At 55.4% G+C, this 24,233-nt stretch carries 19 protein-coding genes; 7 read left to right on the forward strand and 12 right to left on the reverse strand.

The features are described 5' to 3' along the window. The first annotated feature begins 11 nt into the window (after nucleotides 1-11). Nucleotides 12-923 (forward strand): NAD(P)-binding domain-containing protein, encoded by a 912-nt coding sequence (locus tag ABRP30_RS18380; RefSeq protein ID WP_349975109.1) that lies wholly within the window; start codon nucleotides 12-14, stop codon nucleotides 921-923. Nucleotides 924-976: 53 nt separating this feature from the next. Further along, nucleotides 977-1,798, forward strand: coding sequence for a transporter substrate-binding domain-containing protein (locus ABRP30_RS18385; RefSeq protein WP_349975110.1), 822 nt, complete (start codon nucleotides 977-979; stop codon nucleotides 1,796-1,798). Nucleotides 1,799-2,083: 285 nt separating this feature from the next. On the opposite strand, the gene ABRP30_RS18390 is transcribed toward ABRP30_RS18385, so the two are convergent. From ABRP30_RS18390 to ABRP30_RS18425, 8 genes are all read right to left on the reverse strand, one after another. Beyond that, nucleotides 2,084-3,631, reverse strand: a complete 1,548-nt coding sequence (locus ABRP30_RS18390) for an EAL domain-containing protein (RefSeq protein WP_349975111.1) — start codon at nucleotides 3,629-3,631, stop codon at nucleotides 2,084-2,086. A 550-nt stretch (nucleotides 3,632-4,181) separates the two neighbouring features. Beyond that, complete coding sequence (locus tag ABRP30_RS18395; RefSeq protein ID WP_349975112.1) at nucleotides 4,182-4,958, reverse strand: aspartate/glutamate racemase family protein; 777 nt, start codon at nucleotides 4,956-4,958, stop codon at nucleotides 4,182-4,184. 20 nt (nucleotides 4,959-4,978) lie between these two features. Beyond that, nucleotides 4,979-5,908: an electron transfer flavoprotein subunit alpha/FixB family protein gene (locus ABRP30_RS18400; protein ID WP_349975113.1), complete on the reverse strand. Its 930-nt coding sequence runs from the start codon at nucleotides 5,906-5,908 to the stop codon at nucleotides 4,979-4,981. A gap of 14 nt (nucleotides 5,909-5,922) precedes the next feature. Further along, nucleotides 5,923-6,672, reverse strand: a complete 750-nt coding sequence (locus ABRP30_RS18405; protein WP_349975114.1) for an electron transfer flavoprotein subunit beta/FixA family protein — start codon at nucleotides 6,670-6,672, stop codon at nucleotides 5,923-5,925. Between the two features lie 148 nt (nucleotides 6,673-6,820). After that, nucleotides 6,821-7,981, reverse strand: a complete 1,161-nt coding sequence (locus ABRP30_RS18410) for an FAD-dependent oxidoreductase (RefSeq protein ID WP_349975115.1) — start codon at nucleotides 7,979-7,981, stop codon at nucleotides 6,821-6,823. A 24-nt stretch (nucleotides 7,982-8,005) separates the two neighbouring features. Continuing rightward, nucleotides 8,006-9,511: an FAD-dependent oxidoreductase gene (locus tag ABRP30_RS18415; protein ID WP_349975116.1), complete on the reverse strand. Its 1,506-nt coding sequence runs from the start codon at nucleotides 9,509-9,511 to the stop codon at nucleotides 8,006-8,008. 8 nt (nucleotides 9,512-9,519) lie between these two features. After that, nucleotides 9,520-10,485: an electron transfer flavoprotein subunit alpha/FixB family protein gene (locus tag ABRP30_RS18420; protein WP_349975117.1), complete on the reverse strand. Its 966-nt coding sequence runs from the start codon at nucleotides 10,483-10,485 to the stop codon at nucleotides 9,520-9,522. Further along, nucleotides 10,485-11,276 (reverse strand): electron transfer flavoprotein subunit beta/FixA family protein, encoded by a 792-nt coding sequence (locus ABRP30_RS18425; protein WP_349975118.1) that lies wholly within the window; start codon nucleotides 11,274-11,276, stop codon nucleotides 10,485-10,487. Before ABRP30_RS18425 ends, ABRP30_RS18420 begins: the two co-directional genes overlap by 1 nt. A 300-nt stretch (nucleotides 11,277-11,576) precedes the next feature. On the opposite strand from ABRP30_RS18425, the gene ABRP30_RS18430 reads away from it, so the two are divergent. The 4 genes from ABRP30_RS18430 (at nucleotide 11,577) to ABRP30_RS18445 (ending at nucleotide 18,248) form a co-directional block, all read left to right on the forward strand. Continuing rightward, a complete protein-coding gene (locus tag ABRP30_RS18430; protein ID WP_349975119.1) occupies nucleotides 11,577-12,689 on the forward strand; it encodes a nitronate monooxygenase in 1,113 nt (370 codons plus the stop codon). Between the two features lie 173 nt (nucleotides 12,690-12,862). After that, nucleotides 12,863-14,545: a choline dehydrogenase gene (locus ABRP30_RS18435; RefSeq protein WP_349975120.1), complete on the forward strand. Its 1,683-nt coding sequence runs from the start codon at nucleotides 12,863-12,865 to the stop codon at nucleotides 14,543-14,545. 142 nt (nucleotides 14,546-14,687) lie between these two features. Continuing rightward, complete coding sequence (locus tag ABRP30_RS18440) at nucleotides 14,688-16,148, forward strand: APC family permease (protein WP_349975121.1); 1,461 nt, start codon at nucleotides 14,688-14,690, stop codon at nucleotides 16,146-16,148. A gap of 180 nt (nucleotides 16,149-16,328) precedes the next feature. Further along, the gene (locus ABRP30_RS18445) at nucleotides 16,329-18,248 is read left to right on the forward strand and encodes an ATP-binding cassette domain-containing protein (protein ID WP_349975122.1); all 1,920 of its coding nucleotides are present in this window, start codon (nucleotides 16,329-16,331) and stop codon (nucleotides 18,246-18,248) included. Nucleotides 18,249-18,325: 77 nt separating this feature from the next. On the opposite strand, the gene ABRP30_RS18450 is transcribed toward ABRP30_RS18445, so the two are convergent. The 4 genes from ABRP30_RS18450 to ABRP30_RS18465 form a co-directional block, all read right to left on the reverse strand. Continuing rightward, nucleotides 18,326-19,801: an MFS transporter gene (locus tag ABRP30_RS18450; RefSeq protein ID WP_349975123.1), complete on the reverse strand. Its 1,476-nt coding sequence runs from the start codon at nucleotides 19,799-19,801 to the stop codon at nucleotides 18,326-18,328. A 103-nt stretch (nucleotides 19,802-19,904) separates the two neighbouring features. Continuing rightward, nucleotides 19,905-20,696, reverse strand: coding sequence for an SDR family NAD(P)-dependent oxidoreductase (locus tag ABRP30_RS18455; RefSeq protein ID WP_349975124.1), 792 nt, complete (start codon nucleotides 20,694-20,696; stop codon nucleotides 19,905-19,907). 88 nt (nucleotides 20,697-20,784) lie between these two features. Beyond that, a complete protein-coding gene (locus ABRP30_RS18460) occupies nucleotides 20,785-21,396 on the reverse strand; it encodes a TetR/AcrR family transcriptional regulator (RefSeq protein ID WP_349975125.1) in 612 nt (203 codons plus the stop codon). Nucleotides 21,397-21,426: 30 nt separating this feature from the next. Beyond that, nucleotides 21,427-22,242, reverse strand: coding sequence for an FAD-binding oxidoreductase (locus ABRP30_RS18465; protein WP_349975126.1), 816 nt, complete (start codon nucleotides 22,240-22,242; stop codon nucleotides 21,427-21,429). Nucleotides 22,243-22,711: 469 nt separating this feature from the next. Between ABRP30_RS18465 and ABRP30_RS18470 the strand changes: the two genes are divergently transcribed. Next, nucleotides 22,712-24,136, forward strand: coding sequence for an aldehyde dehydrogenase family protein (locus ABRP30_RS18470; RefSeq protein WP_349975127.1), 1,425 nt, complete (start codon nucleotides 22,712-22,714; stop codon nucleotides 24,134-24,136). The last annotated feature ends 97 nt before the right edge of the window (nucleotides 24,137-24,233 follow it).

Below are 24,233 nucleotides of genomic sequence, written 5' to 3' on the forward strand. Positions count from 1 at the left end.
GGAGCGTGACCATGTCAAAGAAGCGCTCCCAAGTGGTCGTGGTTGGCTGTGGCCTGATGGGATCAGCTATCGCCAAGGCACTGAGTACTTCTGGGGTCAACGTGGTCGCCTGGAACCGCAGCCCGGATGCTGCCGATCAGCTCGCAGTGTTCGGGATCACTCCCGAACACTCTCTGGAAGCGGCGATCCATTCCTCCTCGTGTGTCGTTGTCGTTCTGAGCAACTACGACACATGCAGTTCGGTGCTCTACCCCCACCAATCCCTGCTGCGCGGCAAGGTCGTGGTGAACCTTTCAAGCGGTACCTGCGAACAAGCGGACGAGTTCGGTCGATGGATTCGAGGGGTGAAGGCTGACTACCTTGATGGCTCAATCTGGGCACTGCCGAAAGGAATCGGTGAGCCTGGCACCTGCCTGTCCTACTCGGGATCGCGTTCAGCATGGGAGCGCTGGTGCCCGGTGCTTAAAGTCCTGGGTGGTGCATCTAGGTACGTGAGCGAAAGCTTCGGGGCAGCAAATGCCCTGGAAGCTGCTTTTCCAGGAACCCTCTACATGACAGCCATCCTGAGCTTCATTGAGGGGGTTGCGCTGTGCCGGGCGTACGAGATCTCCGACGAGGTGGTGCTGGACTCCGTAGGGCCAACCATGGAGCTCCTTCGTAGCAGCATCCTTCAGACGATGCAGAAGGTCAGCATCAACGAGTTCAGCACGAACCAGGCAACGCTGAAGGTTTTCCTGGACGCTGTATCCAGCTATCAGCGGAACGCGCGCTCTCCCGTCAAGGACTCCCCGCTCAGCACAGCCCTTCGCCAGACACTTGAACAAGCCTGCTCGACAGGCATGCACGATAAAGACGTCGCAGCGACGATCAACCGATGGGAAATCCACCAGCTGACTTTGAACACTCCATTACCTGTCGCTTGAGCGCCAGGATTACTCATTGCCCACACTGTTTCGCAACCTAGGAGACCCACCTCATGTTCCGTCAACTCACACTCGCTATTGCTGCAATTATCAGTGTCTCGGCCCAGGCAGCCACAGCATGTACCCCGGCTCATGAGTTCAAAACCGTCACCCCAGGAAAACTCACTGTGGCGACGATGATGATTCCACCTTTCCTCATTCCAGAGAACGGAGGCCTCAAAGGTGTGGACGGAGACCTGATCACAAGGATCGCGGAAATGGAATGCCTGACCATCACGCCGATCGTTGTCGATACGCGTGCAGTTATGCAGTATGTGATTTCAGGCCAGGCAGATATTGCCGTCGGTAACTGGTTCCGCACTGCTACGCGTCTCAAATCGATGGAAATGACAAACCCTGTGTATCTGGACAGCCTGGCTATCTACAGCAAGGAGGGTACGCCATCGCTGAATGCACTGGTTGAATCTGGGAAAGTCGTAGGTACCGTTCAAGGCTACAACTGGGTGAGCGACCTACAGAAGCTGTTCGGCTCCAAGATCAAGCTGTATCCAAGCCCTGTAGCGCTAGCTCAAGATTTGGAAGCTGGTCGTATTGAAGCTGGCCTAGACAGCCTTTCAGGTGGCCTGTACGCCCAGCAGCAGGGCGGTTTCAAAGGCTTTAAGGTTGTTCGGGCTGAGCCCGATCAGCGCGTACGCGCCTCGATCGAGGCAGCTCAGATCGCATTCGCGATGGCCAAAGGCAACGACGACTTTACCAAGGCTATTAATCAAGACATCGCAAAGCTGCGCGAGACGAAGGCTATCGATAAGGCACTGCAAGCCTATGGCCTGAGTGCTGAGGACAGCAACGTGGGGGAACCACGCGCAATCGAGTAAGGGAAATGAGGCTGGCCGGGCTCCCTCACCCGGCCAATCTTAGGCTGAAGATGTCTATAAGGGCGGAGGCTGTCCAAACTGATCTATAACCCAACTGATAATCTGCAATACTCATGGATCTGCGTAGGTGCATGCGCAAAATCGCTATCAGCAGCCACCTTTCAGAGCACCACATCGACCACAACGCACTTATACGCATCCATTACAACACGCCTACTACCGCACGCTGCAAACCCAAAAAGCACCTAATCATGGGCAGTATTTTGTTCGAACCCAGCCAGAACATCAATCCCTTGCAAAAAACAGAGCTTCGTCATTGCCTTCCAAATTAAATTTTTCACTCAACTCATTAATCGACAAGGCCTCACTAAATAGCCAGCCTTGGAAAAGTGCCTCAGGACAAAAATCAAGAATTGCAGATTTCTGCGTTTCAGTTTCAACACCTTCGAAGACGATTTGTGTACCCAACGCCTCGGCGATTTCATATACTTTCTGCAAAACAGTTGCTGCCGGAGAGCTTGTCCCCGCAGCTTGCGTGAAAGACTTGTCAATCTTTATGGCATCAACATTTAGCCCCGCCAAATAAGATAAGCTTGAATAGCCCGACCCAAAATCATCAACAAACACCTTATACCCCAAGGCCCGGATATTTTTAATTCTTCCTTCAATCTTACTAATCTCGGCAGTTGCACCCTCAAGAATTTCTATTGCAATCTGACTGGCTAATACACCGTACCTACCTGCCACTTCAGATATATTCCACACTAGAGCGCCACCCAACAAATCTTTAGTCTCAATATTAAAACTCAAATACCAACCAGGATTGTAAGACAGTATTTTTGAAAACTCACCCAACGCCTTATTAATAATAAGATCATTTAATTCGCCCTGCATTCCAAGATGCTCAGCCTCTGGAATAAAAACAGCTGGGGAAACTGAGCCAAATTTTCTATCAGTCCATCGCGACAAGACCTCAAACCCTGAAACCTCACCCGTCACTCCGCAAACGATTGGTTGATAAGCAGTAAAAATCAATCCGTTCTTAATGGCATACTTCAAGCGACAACGGAGTGACCCCTTAACTTTCCGGTATTGGCTTGCAGAGTAGAAAATCAACCCCCCCAAAAAGCACCCACCCAATGTGATACACAAGAGCAAGCCGGGCTCATTAGCTAGAAAAATATTAGCTTGAATGTACGATTTAACACAAATATCGTATTGCTCAGAACATATTTTCGTGGAACTGCGCGTCAACATGTTCCCTTGATGGGGCTCCCCGAATGCGCGCATGATGGTTTTACCATCACGAGATACAACTGACGCACTCAACTCAACTGGTGGCGATTCAAATGGCGCAAAGGCAGTGGGCGATGTAACAACGAAATAGCCTCCCTTTGCTGATATATCAATTTTTATGGCCCCTGAAAAATAACTTGAAACACCGCCCCAAAGCGTAACTTTATTCTTCGTCAGCCTGCCATCCCCTACCAGTTTGAACGCAGGAATCAAACCCCACATAGCAGAACAATCAATGATGTTTTTATTTATCCGCCCAGCATCTTTCACGAAACGATACTTATAAGAAACCCTTTTTAGGGGCGACAGATCATCCAAGCCACAATCCCCTCCAGGCAAACCATTTAACTCATCAAGAGCATTCGTAAGGTCTTCGGCAATCGCCTCAGAGTGCTTAAGAATTACATAAGCATAGGATTCCACCCTATTGTTCGCGCTGATCAGCCATAAAAGTTGTGTCCCTCCAAGCGAGAAAACCACGCCGAGCATCAAGCATCCAGCCAAACAGCTAAGTGTGCTTTGGGAGAGCTTTTTCATCCACGTCACCCATTATTATTCACCCCTACCTTATGCCACACTTTTCTAAGATTTGCATGGGGACGCGCGAAATCTTCACACCATCAGGCCGCGTACAAAGGCGCTAAAAACCAGCGCTAGAAGCCGGTATCAAAAAGCCAGAACTGGCCAAATAGTTTCGGCCTAATAGAAACAAAAATCAGGTTCCGATTTTTAAACACAAATTATCTAATTTTTCAAAATTAAACCACCGGGCTCGCCAACACGCTTAACTTCGTTAGCGCACCTAGCATGCAGTAGCGAACACGGATTCATGCCGGGAGCGTTGAAGCCAAACATTGCGGATTTAAAGATAAGCCATCAACATGAAGTCAACATTAATCATTCGACAGTCAGCTGATACCCATTTTTGGGGGGGGTGGGTACAAATTTTGGATGAATGACACCCAGAGCAGGATTGAGGAGGAAGGTCAGCGCAATACGAGGTCGCGCAGAGCACTCGTGGCTCAAGGTGATTACCGGCCAACGAAAAAACCCAGCATCACTGCTGGGCGTTCTTCATCATCGACTTTTACTTTCCGCGATTAGCGAACTGCTTGCGAACTCCTTCGAACTCGTCAGCGTTACGATCCTTGAGGTTCTGGTAGTAGGCACGGCGGCTAATGGCATAAGCACCTTGCTGCTTCAATTCTGCCAATGACTGAGCCATTTTCAGCGCCATTGTGTTTGGGTTCAGGATGGCCACGTCACGAGGCGTGCCTTCCATGATCGCTTTCTCATGAGAAGCAGAAATGATGGTGCAACCAAGAATACAGACGTCTGCCTCAGCTTCACGGCGAATCTTGTCAGCAGCAGCCACTGCATCGCGTGCGACGCCAGCGGTGTCCTGGATCATGTCGGTCACCCACCAATCGATGCAATCGACCTTGCGGCAGTGAGCATCTTCACCATAGAGGCGAACCATATCCCGCAGGTACGGCACTGCTTTATGGTGATCAGTGACCAGTACATATTCGTGGCCGTAGTACGGTGCCATCTGCATGGTCGCTTCAAGAGGGCCGATTACAGGGATATCCACTAGTTCACGCGCAACGCGAACGCCTGGATCGTAGCAGCAACCAACAATAACCGCGTCGAACCCTGCTTTCTCAGCTTCGATACAGCTCTCGAAAATGGCCTCTTCGATCAAATGCTTGCTGTAGTAATAATCAATGTTTTCTGGGCAGTTCTTGGTGTTGGTGACGACAAGCTCGGCCCCCCCCGTCAAGTACGGACTCATGGTCTCCATGATCAAGCCGTTGTAGGCATCAGTACCGAATGGGTTGATGAAGTTAATTTTTACGCCCATGACGCTCTCCAGAATAAAAATTACAGCGCGTTAGTAAGTTCGGGAACAAGTTCGAAGATGTCACCGACCAAGCCAAAGTCGGCAACTTGGAAGATAGGGGCTTCTTCGTCTTTATTGATCGCCACGATAATTTTCGAGCCTGTCATACCTGCAAGGTGCTGGATGGCGCCGGAAATACCAAAAGCGAAATAGAGCTCAGGGGCGACGATCTTGCCGGTCTGGCCGATCTGCCAGTCGTTCGGGGCGTACCCAGAATCCACTGCCGCGCGAGATGCACCAATGGCGGCGCCCAGTTTGTCAGCGAGCGGGCTCAGGGTAGAGCTGAACTTCTCTGCTGAGCCCAGGGCACGACCACCCGCAACCACGATTCGAGCCGAAGCCAGGCCTGGACGCTCACTCGTAGCCAGTGCGTTACTCACGAAGGTCGTGGGGTTCTTGGTAGCCGAGACCGCTACAGCTTCGACGGTTGCGTTACCCGATGCGCCCACTGCGTCGAACGCAGTGGAGCGGATGGTCAGAACCTTCTTGGCATCGGAGGACTGTACGACTTGGATGGCGTTGCCGGCATAAATTGGACGTGCAAAGGTGTCAGCCGAAATCACCTCGATTACTTCCGAGATCTGCATGACATCGAGCTTCGCAGCAATGCGCGGGAGAACGGATTTGCCGGCTGTGGAGGCTGCCGCCAGGATCACGTCGTACTGAGGCGCAAGCCCGACGACAACACTGGCCACTGACTCGGCGAGTGCATGCTCCAGAGAAGGATCGTCGGCCAGCAAAACCTTGCTCACGCCTTCCAGCTTGGCAGCCTGGGCTGCAACGGACTCAACAGCATGGCCCGCAATGAGAACGTGAACGTCTTTCTGGAATTTGGTTGCAGCACCCACAGCCTTGGCAACGTCATCCGCCAGTACGCCAGAAGTGTGATCAGCCAGAATCAAAACAGTCATAATCTTCTCCTACCTCAACCGATGACCGAGACGGCTTTGAGCTTCTCGACCAGCTCTGCAACCGAAGAAACGCGAACGCCTGCCTTGCGAACTGGCGGCTCTTCAACCTTCAAGACCTTCAATCGTGGCGCGGTGTCGACGCCGTAATCACCCGGTGCCTTCTTATCGAGCGGCTTTTTCTTGGCCTTCATGATGTTCGGCAAGGATGCATAGCGCGGCTCGTTCAATCGCAGATCGGTGGTGATGACCGCCGGCAGCGTGACGCGAACAGTCTGGGTCCCCCCGTCCACTTCGCGGGTAATCAGCGCGCTCTCGCCTTCAACCGATACCTTGGAAGCGAAAGTGGCTTGGGAGGCGTCCAGCAACGCGGCGAGCATCTGGCCGGTCTGATTGCTGTCATCGTCAATGGCTTGCTTGCCGACGAAGATCAGACCAGGCTGCTCGGCATCGCAAACGCCCTTGAGGATCTTGGCCACAGCGAGAGGTTCGACATTCTCGTCGGTCTGAACCAGGATCGCGCGGTCAGCGCCCATGGCCAGTGCAGTGCGCAGGGTTTCTTCGCACTTTGCTGTCCCGATGGAAACAACGATGATCTCAGCGTCGAGCCCGGACTCTTTGAGACGAACAGCCTCTTCCACCGAGATCTCGTCGAAGGGGTTCATCGACATTTTGATGTTATCGAGATCAACCGCCGAATTATCGGCTTTTACTCGGATCTTGACGTTGTAATCCACGACGCGCTTTACGGGAACAACAATCTTCATGCCTGCGACTCCTATCTAACTTTCAAAAGTCCAGTTTCAGGCAAGCCGCACCCTAGGCACCCACATAATCACTGAGTGAAAACATGGGCGCCGATGAGCACTTACCAACAAACTGACTGCAGAGATTAGTTACATAAACTTAAAAGCTTCAGGTGTTATAGCTACCTGGTTGCCATTTACGCTGCGCCTTCCAATCAGCTGGGAGGTCTTTGAAGCGATCCAGCTTCAGGGCGCTAATTGGCATCGAAGTTTGCCCCTCCAGCGCTAGATCTTTCACAGCGACACCCACACTCACCGCCATTCCAAAACCATGTCCAGATGTGCAGGCGATGATCAGCCCCTCAGGATCGCTGAGCCGGTCAACAATACAGACCTGATCTGGCGTGACATCGACGATACCTGCCCAACTGCGGAGCAGTGGGATGTGAGCGATTGAAGGCATCAATTCCGCGAGGCGACCTGCGATGTTTCGCACGATCGGCGTGTTCGGCTTGGCGGATTCTTCCGTCAGGCTCACGTCAATCCATTCGTGAGGCCCACCATTGAAATGGATGTTGCCCCGACGGGTTTGACGCAGCGACAGACCGTTCCCCGCCATCGCAACATCGAAGAGCGGAGGCAGCGGCGCCGTGACCATGGACTCCAGGCGCACCGTGGCGATGGGAATATCCACGCCCACCATCGCACCTATTTTTGCCAATTGCGGGCCGGCGCAGTTCACCACGACCGGCGCGTAGAAAGTCGAATCAGGTGTACGGACACCCTTGACTCGGCCACCCTCGACCAGAATATCCACCACAGGGCTGTTTTCGAGGATGACGCCACCTCGATCCTGGAATGCCCATGCAAATGCCTGGGAGGTGCGCTGAGGGTTACCGTGCCCTGACCGGTGAGTGTGGATGCCGCCTACGATGCCAGGCATCAGTGAGGGGGCGATCTTTCTGCACTGCTCACCATCGATCAATTCGAATGGGATCGCCGTGGTGCAGAAATGCTCATAGGTCAGTTGCATGTCCGCCCATTCCTGAGCATTGGTGGCGACCCACAGGCGGCCTTCCTGCTTCCATTCGGTGGGATATCCCAATTCCTCATCCAGGGTATCCCAAAGCTTTTCGGCTTCAGCAGCTAGAGCCGATTCCATCGGCTGTTCACCACGAAGGCTCAAAAAGCCAGTGGCACGCGAGGAGGCCTCTGCTGCCGTACGACCTTTATCGAGCACAATTACTTTCGCCCCGGCTTTCGCAAGCCAGTAGGCGGAAGACAAACCTGTAATCCCTGCGCCGATAATCACAACATCTGCATTTTGCATACAAACCTCTTACCTGCAGGCTACTCAGTGAACGCCACCAATGGTGTCTTCGACCGGGTGCAACCACGTCGGCCAGTTGTCACGCATCTCTTTGGGTTCATCGTGCGCACGGATGATGTTCAACGGCAGAGGACGTACAGGCACTCGATAGCTGCCTGGGGCGACCTTGCTCAATTCAACTCCCGCAATGCCTGCAAGCAGCATTGCCGAATGCTCGCGGCAACGGCGGCCTTGGCAGTGCCCCATGCCGACGCGGGTCATGCGCTTGAGCATGTCCTGACTCGCTTGCCCTTCTGCAACGAAGGTTTTGGCCGCATCGCAGGGACTGCTGTGGGTGGAGGCGAGGTACTTGGGCGCACGAACCTCGATGAGCTCTTGGCGTGAAACATCTTCACACTGGCAAGCCATGACACCCATGCCGCCAGCCTTGAGCAGAGCATCCAGCCAGTACTGTGGCGGATAAACAGAACAAGAATCCGACTGCACCTGGGGTGCCTCGATCTCGTCCTCCACAGCCTGCCCTTCCCTCGCAGCAATCGCAGCAGCGATACGCTGACCTTGATAGATCGACACGTCCGGGTTGATGAGCGAGGCTTCAGTCACACCGCCACCATCACCTGCCACGAACACGTTCGAGATAGTGCTTTCGAATTCCGAGGTGAGCCGAGGAGCCCAGCCACCTTGAGCGGCATCGTAGTCAAGCGCAGCGCCTGCAGAAGCAACCAACTCCACGTTGGGTACCACGCCGTAGGCCATGCAGACGGTGTCACAGGTAATGTCGATCGTCGGCAACGACTGGTCATTAACCGGCACCAATACGGCCCCACTGACTTCGTTGACGCCCGTGGTGTTCTTGATGCAATAACCCGTGAAAACAGGCACTCCCTGATCTTTGAGCGAGGAAGCGAGCTCGGAATCGCCTTGCAACTCATCAGCCGCTTCTACGATGCCGACGACCTTGATACCCAGTTCGGTGGCTTGCTTGGCCAGTTGAAGGGCCACGTTGCCCGAGCCCAGCAGCAGTACTTGGTTGCCACCCAGTGCCTGGTACTTGCCCATCAACGTCGTTGCGCCTTTCGCCGCGAGCACTCCGGGCAGGTGCCATCCCTCGAAGGACAACACCAGATCACGAGCGCCTGCCGCAACGATCAGATAGTCGAAGCCAAGCATCCAGGATTTTTCAGCATCGGCCAGACCGACCTGATTGCATTCCAGATGCTCGTTGTTAGCCCCCGAAACAAAGAGGCCCCAGACGCAGGTGTTGGTCAGTACCTCAACACCCGCTTCAAGGCACTCCATGAGGAGGTCGTTGGAACCCAAGACTCGGTCAGCGATGGTGCCCTCATCCGACAACACCGGCGCGAGTCGAGCGCCGTAGAAATACGGCGCATCCAGGCTCATCGCAGCGGTATTCTGCGGGTGCTCATCAATCAGGGTCACGGTCAGTCCCCGACGAGCAGCCTCAAGTGCTGCGGTACAGCCCGCAACACCTGCACCGATGACGACAACTTGTTCTCTTGTAATAGTCATGGCAACACCTACTTGCTACGCAGCTCTTGTACACGTGCGACGAAAGCTGGCAGGACGGCTTTGGCGTCCCCCACTACACCGTACTTGGCAACGCTGAAAATGTTGGCCTCAGCATCGCTGTTGATAGCCACAACGTTCTTGACGCGGCTGATGCCTGCCAGGTGGTGGATGGCACCGGAGATACCTGCAGCAATGTAGAGATCTGCAGCCACTTTCAGGCCGCTGAAGCCGACTTGCTTCGTCGTCGGTGCCCAGCCCATTTCTACTGCAGCACGGGTCGCACCAACAGCAGCATTGAGACCTTTGGCGGATTCTTCAATGATGCCCCAGTCGCCAGCGCTGCCAATACCGATGCCGCCCGACACCACCACTTTTGCGGTACGCAACGACGGGCCATCGCCCGCTTCTTCGACGATTGTTTCAATCAAGGAGACGGGATTGTCGATCACACCCAGCGATACCTTCTCAGCCGGCACTGCAGCACCGCTGGCTGCCGGGGCAAAAGCACCTGCGGATACCGTCACAACCTTCAGTTCACTGGTCAGTGCATATTGCGCCTGAACAGCACCGCCGCATACAGGCTTGGTCGCCAGCACACCGCCTTCGGTTTTTTCCAGCGCATTGCAGTTGGTCGCCAGGGCAGCGTTCAAGCGTGCTGCCAAACGAGGCGCCCACTCCAGGGCATTGGAGGTGTGAGGCACGATGATCAGCTCGGCGCCGGCCTGTTTGGCAATCTCTGCTGCGGCACTGACGAAGGCCTCGCAGGTGTAGTCGGCGACCTGATCATCGTCGACAACAAGCAGGTGGTCGACGCCCGCGACCGAGAAGGCGCTGTCAGGAATTCCGCTTCCGATCAGGGCGGCTATGACCTGCGAACCAGCGTCACGTACAGCCAGGGCAGCAGTGATAGCTTCAGCCGAAACCTGGGCCAACACGCCATTCTGAAGTTCGCCAAAAACGACAATGCTCGACATTACATTACCCCCTCTTGAACCAGACGGTCTGCCAAGGCACGACCATTAGCTTCGTCGGAGCCCTCGGAAATCATTACGGTGTCCACTTTGACGGCAGGCTTGATAAACAGCCGTTTCAGTTCGCTGGCTGGAGCGTTCGAGCTACCGCCAAGGTCAGCTTCAGTCCAGGTAGGAATGGCGACCTTTTTGGCCATCATCACGCCCTTGAGGCCAGCGGTTCGAGGCTTGTTCGCTTCGTTGGAAATACCCACCAGAAGAGGCAGACGCGCCTTCAGGCGCTGAGTGACGTCATCACCCATCCGCTCGACAGTCAAGGCCTTAGCCTCGACCTGGGTAATCGCTTTGACAGGAGAAACGGAGGCAAAACACAGCTTCTCAGCAAGGATGAGGTGCGTTTGACCTGCGTCGGTATCCGACGAAGCCTTACCCGAAAGTACCAGATCAACATTACCCAGCTTCTGGATCGCCTTTGCCAACTGGTCGGCGATGACAAAACTGTCGCATTCAAGACCAACGGCGCCCTTGATATGAACCCCACCGTCCGCGCCCATCGCGATCGCCCGACGCAACTGGGCGATGGCCTGGTCATCTCCGACTGTCATTACAGTCACGGTGCCGCCGACAGCGTCTTTGATTTTCAGGGCTTCTTCGACAGCGTTGGCGTCGTATCCATTGAGAACAGGACTCATACCTGAACGCATCTCAATGGATTTTTCGTCCGGAGCAACCTGCAGCAAAACAGGCGGAGTGTTTGGGTCAAAGACTTGCTTGAGAGTTACAACGATATGCATGCGATGCTCCTACGGTGCCAGCATTTCATACGGTGAAGTAGTCCTCGCCTCCTGACTGCCCTCGTCTATTCCCCGCATGGCAAAGCCCCTAGATAGCGGGCTCTTGCTTACTCATGGGCCCTTTTCTGGAGGGCTGGCGAAGGTGGCTTGAGATCGAATGTACAACCTTTTGACTTTGCAGTATACAAAAAAGACTCACGGGTCTAAGATATTTTCCAAGGAGCCAGCCGACCCCTTCGGCCTGCCCTTTTTGAATAAAGAAGCGCCGCGTCAGGCGGCAATACCAGAGGTCGTTTCCTTATGCGTACTGCAGTCACTGAAATGTTTGGGATCGACATCCCGCTCTTCGCTTTCTCCCACTGCCGCGATGTCGTGCTCGAAGCCTCCAAGGCCGGTGGCATGGGGATCCTGGGTGCTGCATGGATGACTCCAGAAGAGCTGGAGGTGTCGTTGAAGTGGATCGACGAACGCATCGATGGCAAACCCTATGGCGTAGACATCGTGTTCCCTGGCACCTTCGCCCCACTGACCGATGATCGCGATCCAGCCAAAATTCTCCCAGAAGGTCATCGCCAATTCGTCGACAGCATGATGAAGGAAGCAGGCATTCCCGAGCTGCCTGACGATGACGCGAAGGCGTTTGCTCAAGAGCACGCCGACAAGATGAAGATGACACCAAGCGATTCTGAGCGCTCGCTGCAGATCGCGCTGCGCCATCCAGGCGTGAAGTTCATTGTCAGCGCCATGGGTGCGGCTCCGAAGCACGTCGTGGATATTGTTCACGAACATGGCCTGAAGGTCGGTGCCCTGGTGGGCAACATTGACCACGCGATCAAACAGAAGGACGCAGGCGTCGACGTACTGATTGCCCAGGGTGCCGAAGCCGGTGGCCACGTAGGTCGAGTGGGTTCGATGGTGCTGTGGCCTCAGCTAGTCGATGCGATGGCCCCAATCCCAGTACTGGCAGCTGGCGGCATCGGTCGTGGTCGTCAGTTCGCAGCAGCAATGGCACTGGGTGCTGCAGGTGCCTGGTGTGGTTCGATCTGGCTGGGTACTCGCGAAAGCGATCTGACCCCGAACATGAAAGAGCGGATGTTCGAATCGAAGTCCGAAGACGCGGTAGTGAGCAAGGCGTTGACCGGTAAGAACTGCCGGATCCTGCGCAGCAACTACACCGAAGCCTGGGACAAGGCAGAGACCCTGAAACCTCTGACCTTCCCTCTGCAATCGATTCTGGGTGGCGTACCGCTGCGCCGCGCTGAACGCGTGCGTCGCTTCGACTACTGGACGTATGCCGTCGGCCAGATCGTTGGCGACATGAACCAGGAGACGACTGTTCGCCAGATCTTCGCGGAGATGCTGGGCGAGTACGTTGAGGTCATGGAGCACTTGACCAACCTGCTCGAAGACTGATTAGCACTGCTTCGAAGGGACATCCCTGTGGAAGCGGTAGCCACTAATCGGCTCCGCTTTCAAATGTTCACACCAGTAGGGTGAGCCATCACGGAAGGCACTCAATAAGGCCTCGCACCAGTGCGAATCCTCGCATCCGTGCACGTACCGAATCGACGTTCTTGGAGTAAGAGATGGGAATTGTATCGAAGGCCCTTCAGCAGTATGACTACGTCGTAGTCGGCGGTGGGTCGGCAGGTTGTGTAATCGCCTCGCGCCTCTCAGAAGAGCCCAGTGTCAGCGTCCTCCTCATTGAGGCGGGGCCGACCAACAAGAGTTGGACGATCGATATGCCACTGGCAGTCGAGCGTTTGCTTGTTGACGATAAATACAACTGGGCCTACGAGTCAGAGCGTGACGCTTCTATCAACGACCGGCAGATTGCCCATCCTCGTGGCCGTGTTCTCGGAGGCTCCTCCTCGATCAACGGCATGGTGTACACGCGTGGTCACGCGCTGGACTATGAGAACTGGGAGCAGAAGTACGGCTGCAAGGGCTGGGGCTACGCTGGCGTACTTCCCTATTTCAAAAAAGCTGAGACCAGCCTGGGCAACAAAAACGATTATCGGGGCACAGAAGGCCCACTGTTTGTGAACTGCCCTGACGTGATGGCTAACCCCATCAATAAAGCGTTCATGCTTGCGGGCGCACAAGCCGGCTATCCAGTCACCAAGGATTCCAACGCTTTCCAGCAGGAAGGCTTCGGCCCCAACGAATGCACTATTTATAAGGGTGAGCGTTGGAGCACGGCGCGCGCCTACCTCTCCAGCACGGTGATGAAGCGCAACAACCTTCACGTCATCACCGGTGCCCTGGCGGAAAAGATCATCATCACCGACAAGACTGCCAAGGGTGTCATTTACCGTCACGAAGGCAATCGACTCCAGGTACTCGCCAGCCGTGAGGTGATCATCAGCGGGGGGGCCTTCAACTCTCCACAACTCCTCCAACTGTCCGGCATTGGCCCGCGCGATGTGCTTGAGAAAGCAAATGTACCTGTTGTCCATGAACTGCCGGGGGTGGGGGCAAACCTGCAAGATCACCCTGATCTGGTGATCAAATGGCAGTGCAAGACGCCGGCAGGCCTGGGCACGATCCTCAAGTTCCCAAAGAAACACCTCACGGGTATTTCCTGGTTCCTGAATCGATCGGGAGCTGCTTCGAGCAACCAGTTCGAGGCTGCTGCCTATCTCCGCTCCCGACCAGGCCTGAAGTACCCCAACTTCAAGCTTGAGATGCTGCCGCTGGCGTTCCAGAACGACACCTTTACGCCCTACCAAGGCTTCAGCTTCCAGATCCACATGACACTGATGCGAGCAGACAGCCGTGGGTATCTGAAGATCACCTGCGCAGATCCGAGCGTGAAGCCAGATATCAAGTTCAATTACCTCCAGGAAGAGAGCGATCTCGTTTCGCTCCGGGAAGCGCTTAAGCTCACCCGTGAACTCGTTTCCCAAGAGGCGTTTGACGAGTTGCGTGGCGAAGAGCTTGAACCGGGCATCGATTGCCAGACCGATGAGCAACTCGACCGCTGGATCCGCAAGGTCGTTGCAACGGCATACCACCCCTCATGCACCTGTCGCATGGGTACCAAAGACGACCCGATGGCGGTGGTTACACCAGATCTTCGGGTACGCGGGGTTGCCAACCTGCGGGTGGCCGACGCTTCGGTAATGCCTGAGGTCATTGCCTCCAATACCAATGCCCCAACGATCATGATTGGTGAGAGAGCCGCAGATTTGATCAAAGGCAAAAGCCTTGCGGAAGAGCGGCAAAACTACTTCGTGTCGCCTCAGTGGCAAAGCAGCCAGAAGTAGAGCTTCGAATACTAAAACTTATCTACAAAAATAAAATAGCCATGAACAGTCCCAATAACACTGCCATTTATACAGCGATGCCGTGCACGCTGACTTTCCCATGTTCATCTGCCACCGCGCCCCCATCAGGAAAGCCACTTAAATGTCTGCAGTGAACACTCAAGTTGCATCCGATACGACACATTCGCGTCATGAAGGCAAGCTCTCAGGCGATCTCAAGCTTTTTGATATCGTCTGCAGCGTACTCGCCTACACAGCCCCATTGTCCGTAGTGATCGGCTACATCCCACTCATTATTGGCACGGGCAATGGCCTTGGCACTCCGCTGGCTTATCTGGCCGTCGGCTGCATGCTTCTGCTATTCGCGATCGGCTTCTCCCAGATGTCCAAACGCCTGCCAAATGCCGGCGCGTATTACGCCTACATCACCGCTGGCTTGGGACGACCTGCGGGTCTGGGCTTCGCCCTCCTTGCGATTCTTTGTTATGGCCTGGCTCTGATCTCAACCTACGTCTACGCAGGGCTTCTTTTCGTGCCCCTGCTGCCGAATCATTTCGGAATTGGTGCACTGCCTTGGTGGCAGTGGTCGCTGGTGCTGGCGTGCCTGGTCGCGTTGCTAGGTTATTTCCGGATAGATCTCTCTGCGAAGGTGCTATCGACAGCTCTGATCCTCGAAGCAGGCATCGTGGTCGTCTGGGATTGCCTCGTCGCCGTTAAAGGTGGCCCTGAGGGAAACAGCCTTGACTGGATGACGCTTGATAGCTTCATGGCAGGCTCCCCCGGTACCGCCCTGCTCTTCGCGGTCATTTGTTTTGCAGGCTTTGAAGCTACTGCGATTTTTCGCGAGGAGACGAAGAACCCAGAGCGCACCATTCCGAGAGCAACATACACCTCGATTGTGTTGCTGACCGTGTTCTACTCGGCTACTGCTGTGTGCGTGATCTGGGCGCTTGGGCCGTCAACGGTCGTGGCCCAGGCATCTGCCGATCCTATTGCCACGGGCATGGCAGCCTTTGCGATCAATTTCGGGAAAGTTGGCCACGACCTGGTTGAAGTCCTCGTCTGCACGAGCATTTTCGCCTGCCTTCTGTCCTGCCATAACATCCTGGCCCGGTATGTCTACTCGCTGAGTGTGGACGGCGTGTTACCCCAGGCACTGAGCTCCATCCATCCCCGCCATGAATCGCCCTACCTATCTTCCATCCTGATCAGCATCGTCTCCATTGGCGTGGTGTGTTTCCTACTGGCCTCGGAGCTAGATGCCACCCAGGGTTATTCCCAACTCTTGGGGGCAGCGAGCTATACCCTGCTTATCTTGCTATCGACCACATCCATCGCGGTGATGCTGTATTTCCGCCGACGCAAGAGTGCCGGCGATAGCATCTGGAAAACCGTAGGGGCCCCGACCCTGAGTGCAGCCTGCCTCTTTGTGACCACTGGCGTGGCTACAGTCAATCTGTCCTCATTGACGGGTAACGAGAACCTTACCGACGCCTTGCTCGGTGCGATCGTAGTTGTCGTTGCATTCGGGATCGTTTGGGCTCTGAAGCTCCGCGTGACCAAGCCCCATGTCTATCGACGCATCGGTCGACAAAGCAACTGATTGATCCTCGAAACCTCTGAGCCACGCGCGAGCGTGGCTTTTTTATGAGCGGAAGTGTCAAGCAGTTACCACAGAGGGCCGTCTCGCAGCGTTCCAGGCCCCTACCACCTTATCCTCGTTAACGCTTGACGCGCCCGTCGTTCAAACGCACTCAATGTCATCGGAGCCCAGCAGCGAGCCATGATTTCCCTCAAAAACATCGAACTCCGCCTGGGCACGAAAGTGCTGCTTCAACAGGCCAATGTGTGGATTAACACCGGAGAAAAAGCTTCACTGGTTGGGCGAAACGGTGCAGGCAAGTCGACCCTATTTTCGCTTCTCACCGGTCAGATTCGGGAGGATCAGGGCGACTTCGAGATGCCCGTAAAATGGAAGATTTCTCAGGTTTCCCAGGACATGCCGGAAACCACGGACACCGCCCTGGAATTCGTTCTCCAAGGTGACACCATTCTCATGCACGCCCGCACCGCTTTGCAGTTGGCGATCGAGCAGGACGATGGGATGGCAATGGCCCAGGCCTATTCCGATCTCGCGGACGCTGGCGATCATGATGCCGCCGCTCGTGCCCAGACGCTTATTCAGGGACTTGGATTCAAGCCCGGCGAGCAGGACAACCCCGTGAACAGCTTCTCGGGTGGCTGGCGAATGAGACTTCAGCTAGCTCGCGCGCTGATGTGTCCATGTGACCTTCTGCTGCTCGATGAACCCACCAACCACCTCGATCTCGATGCACTTGTCTGGCTCGAAGCGTGGCTGGACCGGTTCGAAGGCACCATGCTGGTGATCAGCCACGATCGTGAATTCCTCGACGCAGTGACCAACGTGACAGTGCACCTTGAGCATGCCGGGCTCAATCGGTACAACGGAAACTACAGCGCATTCGAAAGCCTACGAGCCGAAAAGCTTGAGCAACAGCAAGCCGCTCACGAAAAGCAGCAGGAAAAGATGGCGCACCTACAGAAGTACATTGATCGCTTCCGGTACAAGGCCACAAAAGCTCGCCAGGCGCAAAGCCGCATCAAGGCCTTGGAGCGCATCGAAAAGATCAGTGCCGTGGTCGCCGATGCCGAGTTCACATTCGTATTCAAGGAGCCTGCAAACCTGCCAAATCCGATGCTGGCCATCGACGACGTGGATTTTGGCTACCGCATCCAGGACTGTGAAGAACCCAAGGTGATTCTCACCGATGTGCGCAAATCCGTCTTGGCTGGCCAGCGCATCGGAATTCTGGGAGCGAATGGCCGGGGGAAGTCCACGTTCATCAAAACCATCGCCAGGGCGCTCAAGCCACTCTCAGGATGCATCACCGAAGGCAAAGGTCTGGCGATCGGGTACTTTGCCCAACAAGAACTGGACGTCTTGCGTGAAGAAGAGACACCGCTGACTCACATGCTCGATCTTGCCAATACGCTGGCAGCACAATCTGGCCAGGTTGTCCGGGAGCAGGAGCTGCGCAACTTCCTGGGTACCTTCAATATCAGTGGCGATATGGTGAGCCAGAAAGTCGGGACATTGAGTGGGGGTGAGAAGGCGCGCCTGGTGTTGTGCATGATCGTATGGCAACGCCCTAACCTCCTCCTTCTGGATGAGCCCACGAACCACCTGGATCTCGCGACTCGTGAGGCGCTGTCGATCGCACTGAACCAGTTCGACGGCACCGTCATGCTGGTCAGCCATGATCGAGCGTTGTTGAATTCCGTTTGTGATGAATTCTGGCTGGTGCGCGACGGTGGCGTTGAGCCGTTCCAGGGCGACCTCAGTGACTACCATCGGTACCTGCTGAGTGAAGTCAAACAGCAGCAATTGAACACGCAAAAAGTCCGGAAGGAGCCGAAAGCCGCACAGAGACATGCGAGCAACAGCCAGCAAGCGAAGCGACTAGCGCGACTCCAAAAGGCGCTGGAAACCGTTGAGTCCAACATGACAAAGCTTCGATGGGAGAAGTCGGCACTTGAGCTCAAGCTCATCAACAGTGCCGCTGATGTTGCTGAGATCCAATCGATCGCACTGGTGATTCACGACTTAGAGTCTCAAATCACCGGGCTTGAAATGAATTGGCTGACCCTTGAACTCGAACGAGAAGAGCTGGGGGCAACTTAGTCCCCTCTGGTTTTACAGTTCACCGAGGACGCAGCCACTGCCGATCTGAGAGACCCGCGTGCTGCGCACCGAACATGCTACATAGTTCTGCAGCTCACCTCGGCATGCGGGCGTCCCAAGAAGACCATAACCAACACTGCAAACACAGCGGTTATGGCCGCGAGACCTTGCATCAGTGTCTCGAAGGCGGATACGTACGCGCCGTAGACCAGCGAGTGAGAGAGCTGCCCAGTTGTGGCTACCTCGCCAATGTTTCCCTGTGCCAATTCGAAGGCAGCAGTTCCCAGTGAAGGCAGCTGGAAACCGATCAACAGCGCCAGTATCGAACCTGCCAAAGCCAGCCCCACGGACTCGCTCGCCAACCGGATGGTGTTGAACACTCCCGAGGCCATACCCGCCCGACTGGAGGGAACGACTGATACGGACAAGGCATCCATCAGCCCCCAGGGAAGACCAGTGCCAATGCCAATGATGAGCAGGGAGATGATCAGCCCGGACATATCTCCACTTTGGCGCAAAGAAAGGAGCACCAGTCCGATGCTCGCGATCATGAGCCCAAAGCCGGAAATCGCCGCCGGGGAAAAATGCCGTGCCAGTCGAACAGCGATGGTCGGAAAAATCATCAACGGGAGGCTCAAGCTGAACATGATCAGCCCTGTCCCTGCCGGCGATACCTCCTCGATAGCCACCAGTCGGATCGGCAATATGAGCAGCAGCACCACATAACAGCAGGTGGTGGCCAGCGGCAAGGCCTGTACCGCAAGAAAGGCCGGATACCTGAACAGCGAGAGATCCAGCACGGGGCGAACCTGACGTCGCTGACCTCTTACGAAGATGACCAGACAGACCACCGCCCCCGTCAAGAAGCCTAAGGTGGAGATGCTCGTCCAGCCTGTCGCTGGTGCTTGCAGGACGGCCCAGGTCATCAGTATCAGTGAAGCGCAGATCGTGATGATTCCGCCCCAATCAATCCGCTTGGATTCGGGATCTTTGGACTCCTTCAGGGCTCCCCGACCGATGACCAGCGCGATCAGACCGAGCAGGGCCGATAAAAAGAAAATAGATCTCCAGCCAAACGCATCAATCAGGAGACCAGAGACAGGAGGCCCCAATGCGAGCCCTACACCAAAACTCGTTCCGATCCAGCTCAAGGCTTGCTTCTTGGCCTCCGCCCGGAAGGAGCTGGCAAGCATCGCAGATCCTGCAGCTAGCAAAGCCGCACCAAATGGGCCCTGAATCGTGCGCAGAACCGAAAGGGCCATGGCACTCTGAGCGCATGCGAGCAATGCGGATATGACAGTAAAGCCGACAAGGCCAACCAGGAAGGTCTTCTTGCGCCCGACACCGTCTGCGAACGTTCCAGCAGCGAGCATCGTGCAACTCACCATCAGGATGTAGCCATTCGTTATCCAGGCCAGCTCCATCGCTCCACCACCGAGATCCGAGCGAATAACCGGCACAGCGAGAATCCCCGCAGAAAAACAAAGAGGCATTGCGAGGAGAGCGATGCATACGCATGCCACCATCCTCCACCCTTGCGAAAGAGTTTCCACGGACACATCCTCCAAGCGTCGAGCAAAAAAAACTGGCCCACTGGGGCCAGCTAAAACGCAGTATGTAGCCTACGAATCTGGAGTTGATTCGCAGGCGAAAAGATCAAGCAACAAACCCACCATCCACCACCATGGAGTGACCAGTGATGTAGCTGGCTTCATCCGATGCCAGGAACAGCACCGCAGCAGCAACCTCGTCAGACGTACCTTTGCGGCGTGCTGGGATGGACTTTTTGTAGGCGTCTGGATCAGCCGCGCCTACCCCACGGTTCATCAGGTGAGCAGCGTTAGGCAGGATCGAGGCGGAGTTACCACGGATGTCAGTGGCAATCAGGCCAGGGCAAACGGTGTTGAAGGTGATACCCGAACCGGAGTGAGTGGTTGCCATCTGGCGGGTCAAGCCGATAACGGCAAATTTCGAGGCGGTGTAAGAAGCGCCATCAGCACGACCGACCAACCCGCCAATCGAAGAGGTGTTGATCACCCGACCAACGCCACGTGGAATCATGTGTTTGAGGGCAGCTTGGCAGCCGAAGAAGGTACCCTTGAGGTTGATACCGGTGATCTGATCAAACAGTTCTTCTGTGGTCTCCATGACGTCAGCAAAGCCATCAAAGACGCCCGCGTTGTTCACGATGATGTCCAACTGCCCATACTTGTCGACAGCAGTCTGAACCAGAGCTTCGACTTGCTCCTTGGAGCGGACATCCGTGCGGACGAACAGAACCTCGCCACCCAGTTCTTGGATTTCAGCTACTGCCTTCGCACCAGCCTCAGGCTGAATACCGCCGATGACGGTCTTGACACCGGCCACCGCCAGATTGCGAGAAATGGCCAGACCGATCCCCGTCTCACCACCGGTTACAACAGCAACTTTACCCTTCAGATCAAACATGGCTCACCTCGTGTAGATTCAGTTTTCATTTATCAATTGCACTCGATCAGCCCTGCACCGGCTCAATGAAGCTCACGGTTACAGGGCACTACCGAGCGGCGCCAGCTCCGAGAAGCCGGGTAACACAATCCTTCAGTTGGTCAGCGCACTTTGATACATCGGCGGGGTTCGTAGATACACCCCCCAACATCCCATCAAGTAAGCTCCAGATCGCCTTGATCGCGAACTCATAGCTTGGAATTGTGAACACTCGAGCCTTCACCCCTCGCTCCAACACCTGGTAAATCAGCTGCTCATGACTGAGCAGCAGGGTTTTGAGCCGGGTTGCATCTCCATCATCCAGACACCGCTTCTCGCGAACGGCGAGCAGATGCAGCTCCTTGTTCAGAGAGGCATGGAGAAAATACTGCTCAACGTATGCCCCGACTTGCGAGACAGGTGTGAGGGCTCCATCCACTGCCTGCTTCAACGCTGCGAACAGGTTCTGCTCGGCCTCATAGATCAACTCAAACAGCAACTGCTGCTTGCCATCTATGTGGTTGTAGAGCGATCCAACCTGGATGCCACTCATGTCCGCAATCCTTCGCAAGCTCACCGAGCCAAACCCTTCTGCGGCAAACAATTTCAAAGCAGTGGCCCGGATAACCTCCGCCCTTACGACGGATTTGCTGTTTTTGCCTGAGAGATGCGACATATTCATAAGAGGCCACAAAACAAGAAGAAGGCGTTGTTAAAGTGATTGCGAAATCGGGTGACCCACGAAAAGGTCACTGCGAAGCAGCACGTCTTGGGGCGCAGCGCCTGCGCCACACAGCGCCGCAGCGATGTCCTCACCCACGGCGATCGCAGCAGCAGGGTTCGTACCATGGCCGATGCCCAGGTATAGTCCTTTGAAGCCCTCGGGCCGACCGACATAGGGCACGCCATTCGGCGTCATCGGAACCATGCCCGTGAACACCCCAGGGATACCTTGGCGAGCGGAGCTGGCACCCAATCGGTTTTCCGCTGCGCTGAGAGGCAGAGTCAGCCCTGCCGAAGTCAGCAGCATCTGGCTTTGCAGACCGGCACACACCACCACTTCATCCGCAGTGATCACGCCACTGGCCGCATCGACTCCACGCACATGGTTATTTATGCCGAGGAGGCAATGAGCAGGATCAGCCTCAAGGACTCGCACGCCAGCATCTCGGCATCGCGCGGCAAGATCCCGAGCAAAATCGGATAGCAGCACCGTCCTTGGACTATCCCCCGATTTCTGGTCGGGTACACCCGGCTCGTCGCCGGAGTTGTCGAGGCTTTCGCCGTAACCCAACTCGATCGCCAAAGTGCGGGCTAACACCACTCCCCTATCGGTGAAGTGGCTGGGCTGGGTTTTCCTGCAATAGGTCATTACCTGGCTCAAGCCCAGATTGGGTACGCAATCACCGACAAAAGATTTGTCGATCAGCGTGACGCTGGCACCTAGCTTCTGAAGAAAGTAAGCCGCCGAAACCCCAATGATCCCCGCACCAACGATCGCAACCTCAAGATTCCCGTGCTTACTCACGTCACCCACCTCGTTTATCAGATGCCCTCACAGGCACGCCACTGCACCCAACTCTCAATCATCCACACCCGAAGCTCGCGAATCATACCTTTAGTACAGTTTTTTAGACCGTCCAGTCAGTATGGTAATTGAACCCCTCATTTGTCAACAGAGCGTGGACGGTTTGCCAGGGGTGAAATGGCGAGAGCGCCGTTGAGCTTTCCCCATCTTGCTTTGGATGGGGATAACCGAGCATACTGAAAATACCCATCGGTCAGTTTTTAAGATCGGAAGGTCAGTTTAGACAGAAGCGAGGCAGCGACTCAATGGAGACTGAACGCCCTTCAGGCCGGCCATCCTCTATGCGAGGCAGATTGAACAATCTGGATTGGCCCTCGCTCATCTTTTTTTGGCAACCCTATCGGTGGTCTTTTCAGAGACGAAACCGCGAGGTCTGCCGCCAAACTCACACCAAGCTTCGAGGTCGGTTATGAAGAATGCAGATAAGTTTTTTATCGATGGGGCCTGGGTTGCGCCGTCTCGCGATGAGCTGATCGATGTGATCAATCCGGCCACGGAGAAAGTGGTCGCCCAGATCGCCAACGGTTCCTCCGTAGACGTGGATAAAGCAGTCATAGCCGCGCAGAAGGCCTTTGAATCGTTCAGCCAGACCTCGGTCGGGTCGCGCCTGGAAATGCTGGAACGCATTCGCGAGGGCCTCATCAATCGCACCCCCGAAATTGCTAGATTGATCAGCATCGAAATGGGGGCTCCCATGAGCTTTGCTCGCGATGCCCAAGCCGCTACCTGCGTTGCTCATGCCGATGCGATGATCGCCGTGCTCAAAGACTTCAACTTCGAACAAGTCGTGGGGAACACGCTGATCACGAAGGAACCGATTGGTGTGGTAGGGCTGATTGCTCCCTGGAACTGGCCCCTCAACCAAGTAGTCTGCAAGGTGCTCCCTGCCATCGCCTCCGGCTGCACCATTGTGCTCAAGCCCAGTGAGGTTGCCCCGCTGGACGCCATTTTGTTCGCCGACATTCTCACCGAGGCCGGCGTCCCCCCGGGAGTGTTCAATCTGGTGAACGGCGATGGCCCGAGTGTTGGGCACGCCATCTCCACTCACCCTGGGATTCACATGGTGTCCTTCACCGGCAGCACCCGAGCCGGGATCCAAGTTGCCAAAGCGGCGGCTGACACCGTCAAGCGTGTGACCCAGGAGTTAGGAGGCAAGTCCCCAAACATCATCCTCGACGACGCGGATCTGGCGACCGTGGTGAAGGCTGGTGTCGAGCACTGCTTCAGCAACAGCGGCCAGTCCTGTGATGCCCCTACCCTGATGTACGTACCTGCTGCTCTCTACGATGAAGCGGTCTCGATCGCAGCCAATGCAGGCGCGGCACTCCAAGTCGGTAATCCAGACTCGCAAGATACCGATCTTGGGCCTGTGGCGAACCGTAATCAGTTCAACCGAATTCAAGAACTCATCAAGTCCGGGATCACCCAAGGTGCCCGCGCAGTGATCGGGGGCGAGGGTCGCCCTGATGATCTGAAAGAAGGCTTCTACGTCAAGCCCACCATTTTCGCTGACGCAACGCCCGACATGCGGATTGTGCAGGAGGAGATCTTTGGGCCAGTGCTGGTCATCCTCCCCTACGATCACGAGAAGGCCCTCATCGATGCCATCAACGCTGCCGACTATGGCCTGGCTGCCTACGTTCAATCAGGAAGCCTGGAGCGCGCCCGCAAGGTGGCTCGCCAGATTCGTGCAGGATCTGTCTATATCAACAGCCCAGAGTGGAACTCGCTGGTGCCATTCGGTGGGTTCCGGCAGTCCGGCAACGGTCGCGAATGCGGCGCACACGGCCTGAATGAGTACCTTGAAATCAAAGCCAGCGTTGGGTACTTCTGACGGAGTTTCGCGGCCAGAAGCCTGATAAAAGTTAAGCGATGAGCAAGCCCCGCCTCGATAGCGGGGTTTTTAATCGCCCCCGTCTTTTTTCTCACAT

Source organism: Pseudomonas sp. WHRI 8519 (genome assembly GCF_040224055.2).
Classification (GTDB): domain Bacteria; phylum Pseudomonadota; class Gammaproteobacteria; order Pseudomonadales; family Pseudomonadaceae; genus Aquipseudomonas; species Aquipseudomonas putida_X.

Bases quoted from the DNA above. Each gene is read 5' to 3' on its own strand.
- ABRP30_RS18455 (WP_349975124.1), bottom strand. From the start codon at position 20,696: ATGTTTGATCTGAAGGGTAAAGTTGCTGTTGTAACCGGTGGTGAGACG.
- ABRP30_RS18395 (WP_349975112.1), bottom strand. From the start codon at position 4,958: ATGGGCGTAAAAATTAACTTCATCAACCCATTCGGTACTGATGCCTAC.
- ABRP30_RS18400 (WP_349975113.1), bottom strand. From the start codon at position 5,908: ATGACTGTTTTGATTCTGGCTGATCACACTTCTGGCGTACTGGCGGAT.
- ABRP30_RS18410 (WP_349975115.1), bottom strand. From the start codon at position 7,981: ATGCAAAATGCAGATGTTGTGATTATCGGCGCAGGGATTACAGGTTTG.
- ABRP30_RS18390 (WP_349975111.1), bottom strand. From the start codon at position 3,631: ATGAAAAAGCTCTCCCAAAGCACACTTAGCTGTTTGGCTGGATGCTTG.
- ABRP30_RS18470 (WP_349975127.1), top strand. From the start codon at position 22,712: ATGAAGAATGCAGATAAGTTTTTTATCGATGGGGCCTGGGTTGCGCCG.
- ABRP30_RS18385 (WP_349975110.1), top strand. From the start codon at position 977: ATGTTCCGTCAACTCACACTCGCTATTGCTGCAATTATCAGTGTCTCG.
- ABRP30_RS18445 (WP_349975122.1), top strand. From the start codon at position 16,329: ATGATTTCCCTCAAAAACATCGAACTCCGCCTGGGCACGAAAGTGCTG.
- ABRP30_RS18425 (WP_349975118.1), bottom strand. From the start codon at position 11,276: ATGCATATCGTTGTAACTCTCAAGCAAGTCTTTGACCCAAACACTCCG.
- ABRP30_RS18430 (WP_349975119.1), top strand. From the start codon at position 11,577: ATGCGTACTGCAGTCACTGAAATGTTTGGGATCGACATCCCGCTCTTC.
- ABRP30_RS18440 (WP_349975121.1), top strand. From the start codon at position 14,688: ATGTCTGCAGTGAACACTCAAGTTGCATCCGATACGACACATTCGCGT.
- ABRP30_RS18405 (WP_349975114.1), bottom strand. From the start codon at position 6,672: ATGAAGATTGTTGTTCCCGTAAAGCGCGTCGTGGATTACAACGTCAAG.
- ABRP30_RS18380 (WP_349975109.1), top strand. From the start codon at position 12: ATGTCAAAGAAGCGCTCCCAAGTGGTCGTGGTTGGCTGTGGCCTGATG.
- ABRP30_RS18460 (WP_349975125.1), bottom strand. From the start codon at position 21,396: ATGAATATGTCGCATCTCTCAGGCAAAAACAGCAAATCCGTCGTAAGG.
- ABRP30_RS18420 (WP_349975117.1), bottom strand. From the start codon at position 10,485: ATGTCGAGCATTGTCGTTTTTGGCGAACTTCAGAATGGCGTGTTGGCC.
- ABRP30_RS18415 (WP_349975116.1), bottom strand. From the start codon at position 9,511: ATGACTATTACAAGAGAACAAGTTGTCGTCATCGGTGCAGGTGTTGCG.
- ABRP30_RS18435 (WP_349975120.1), top strand. From the start codon at position 12,863: ATGGGAATTGTATCGAAGGCCCTTCAGCAGTATGACTACGTCGTAGTC.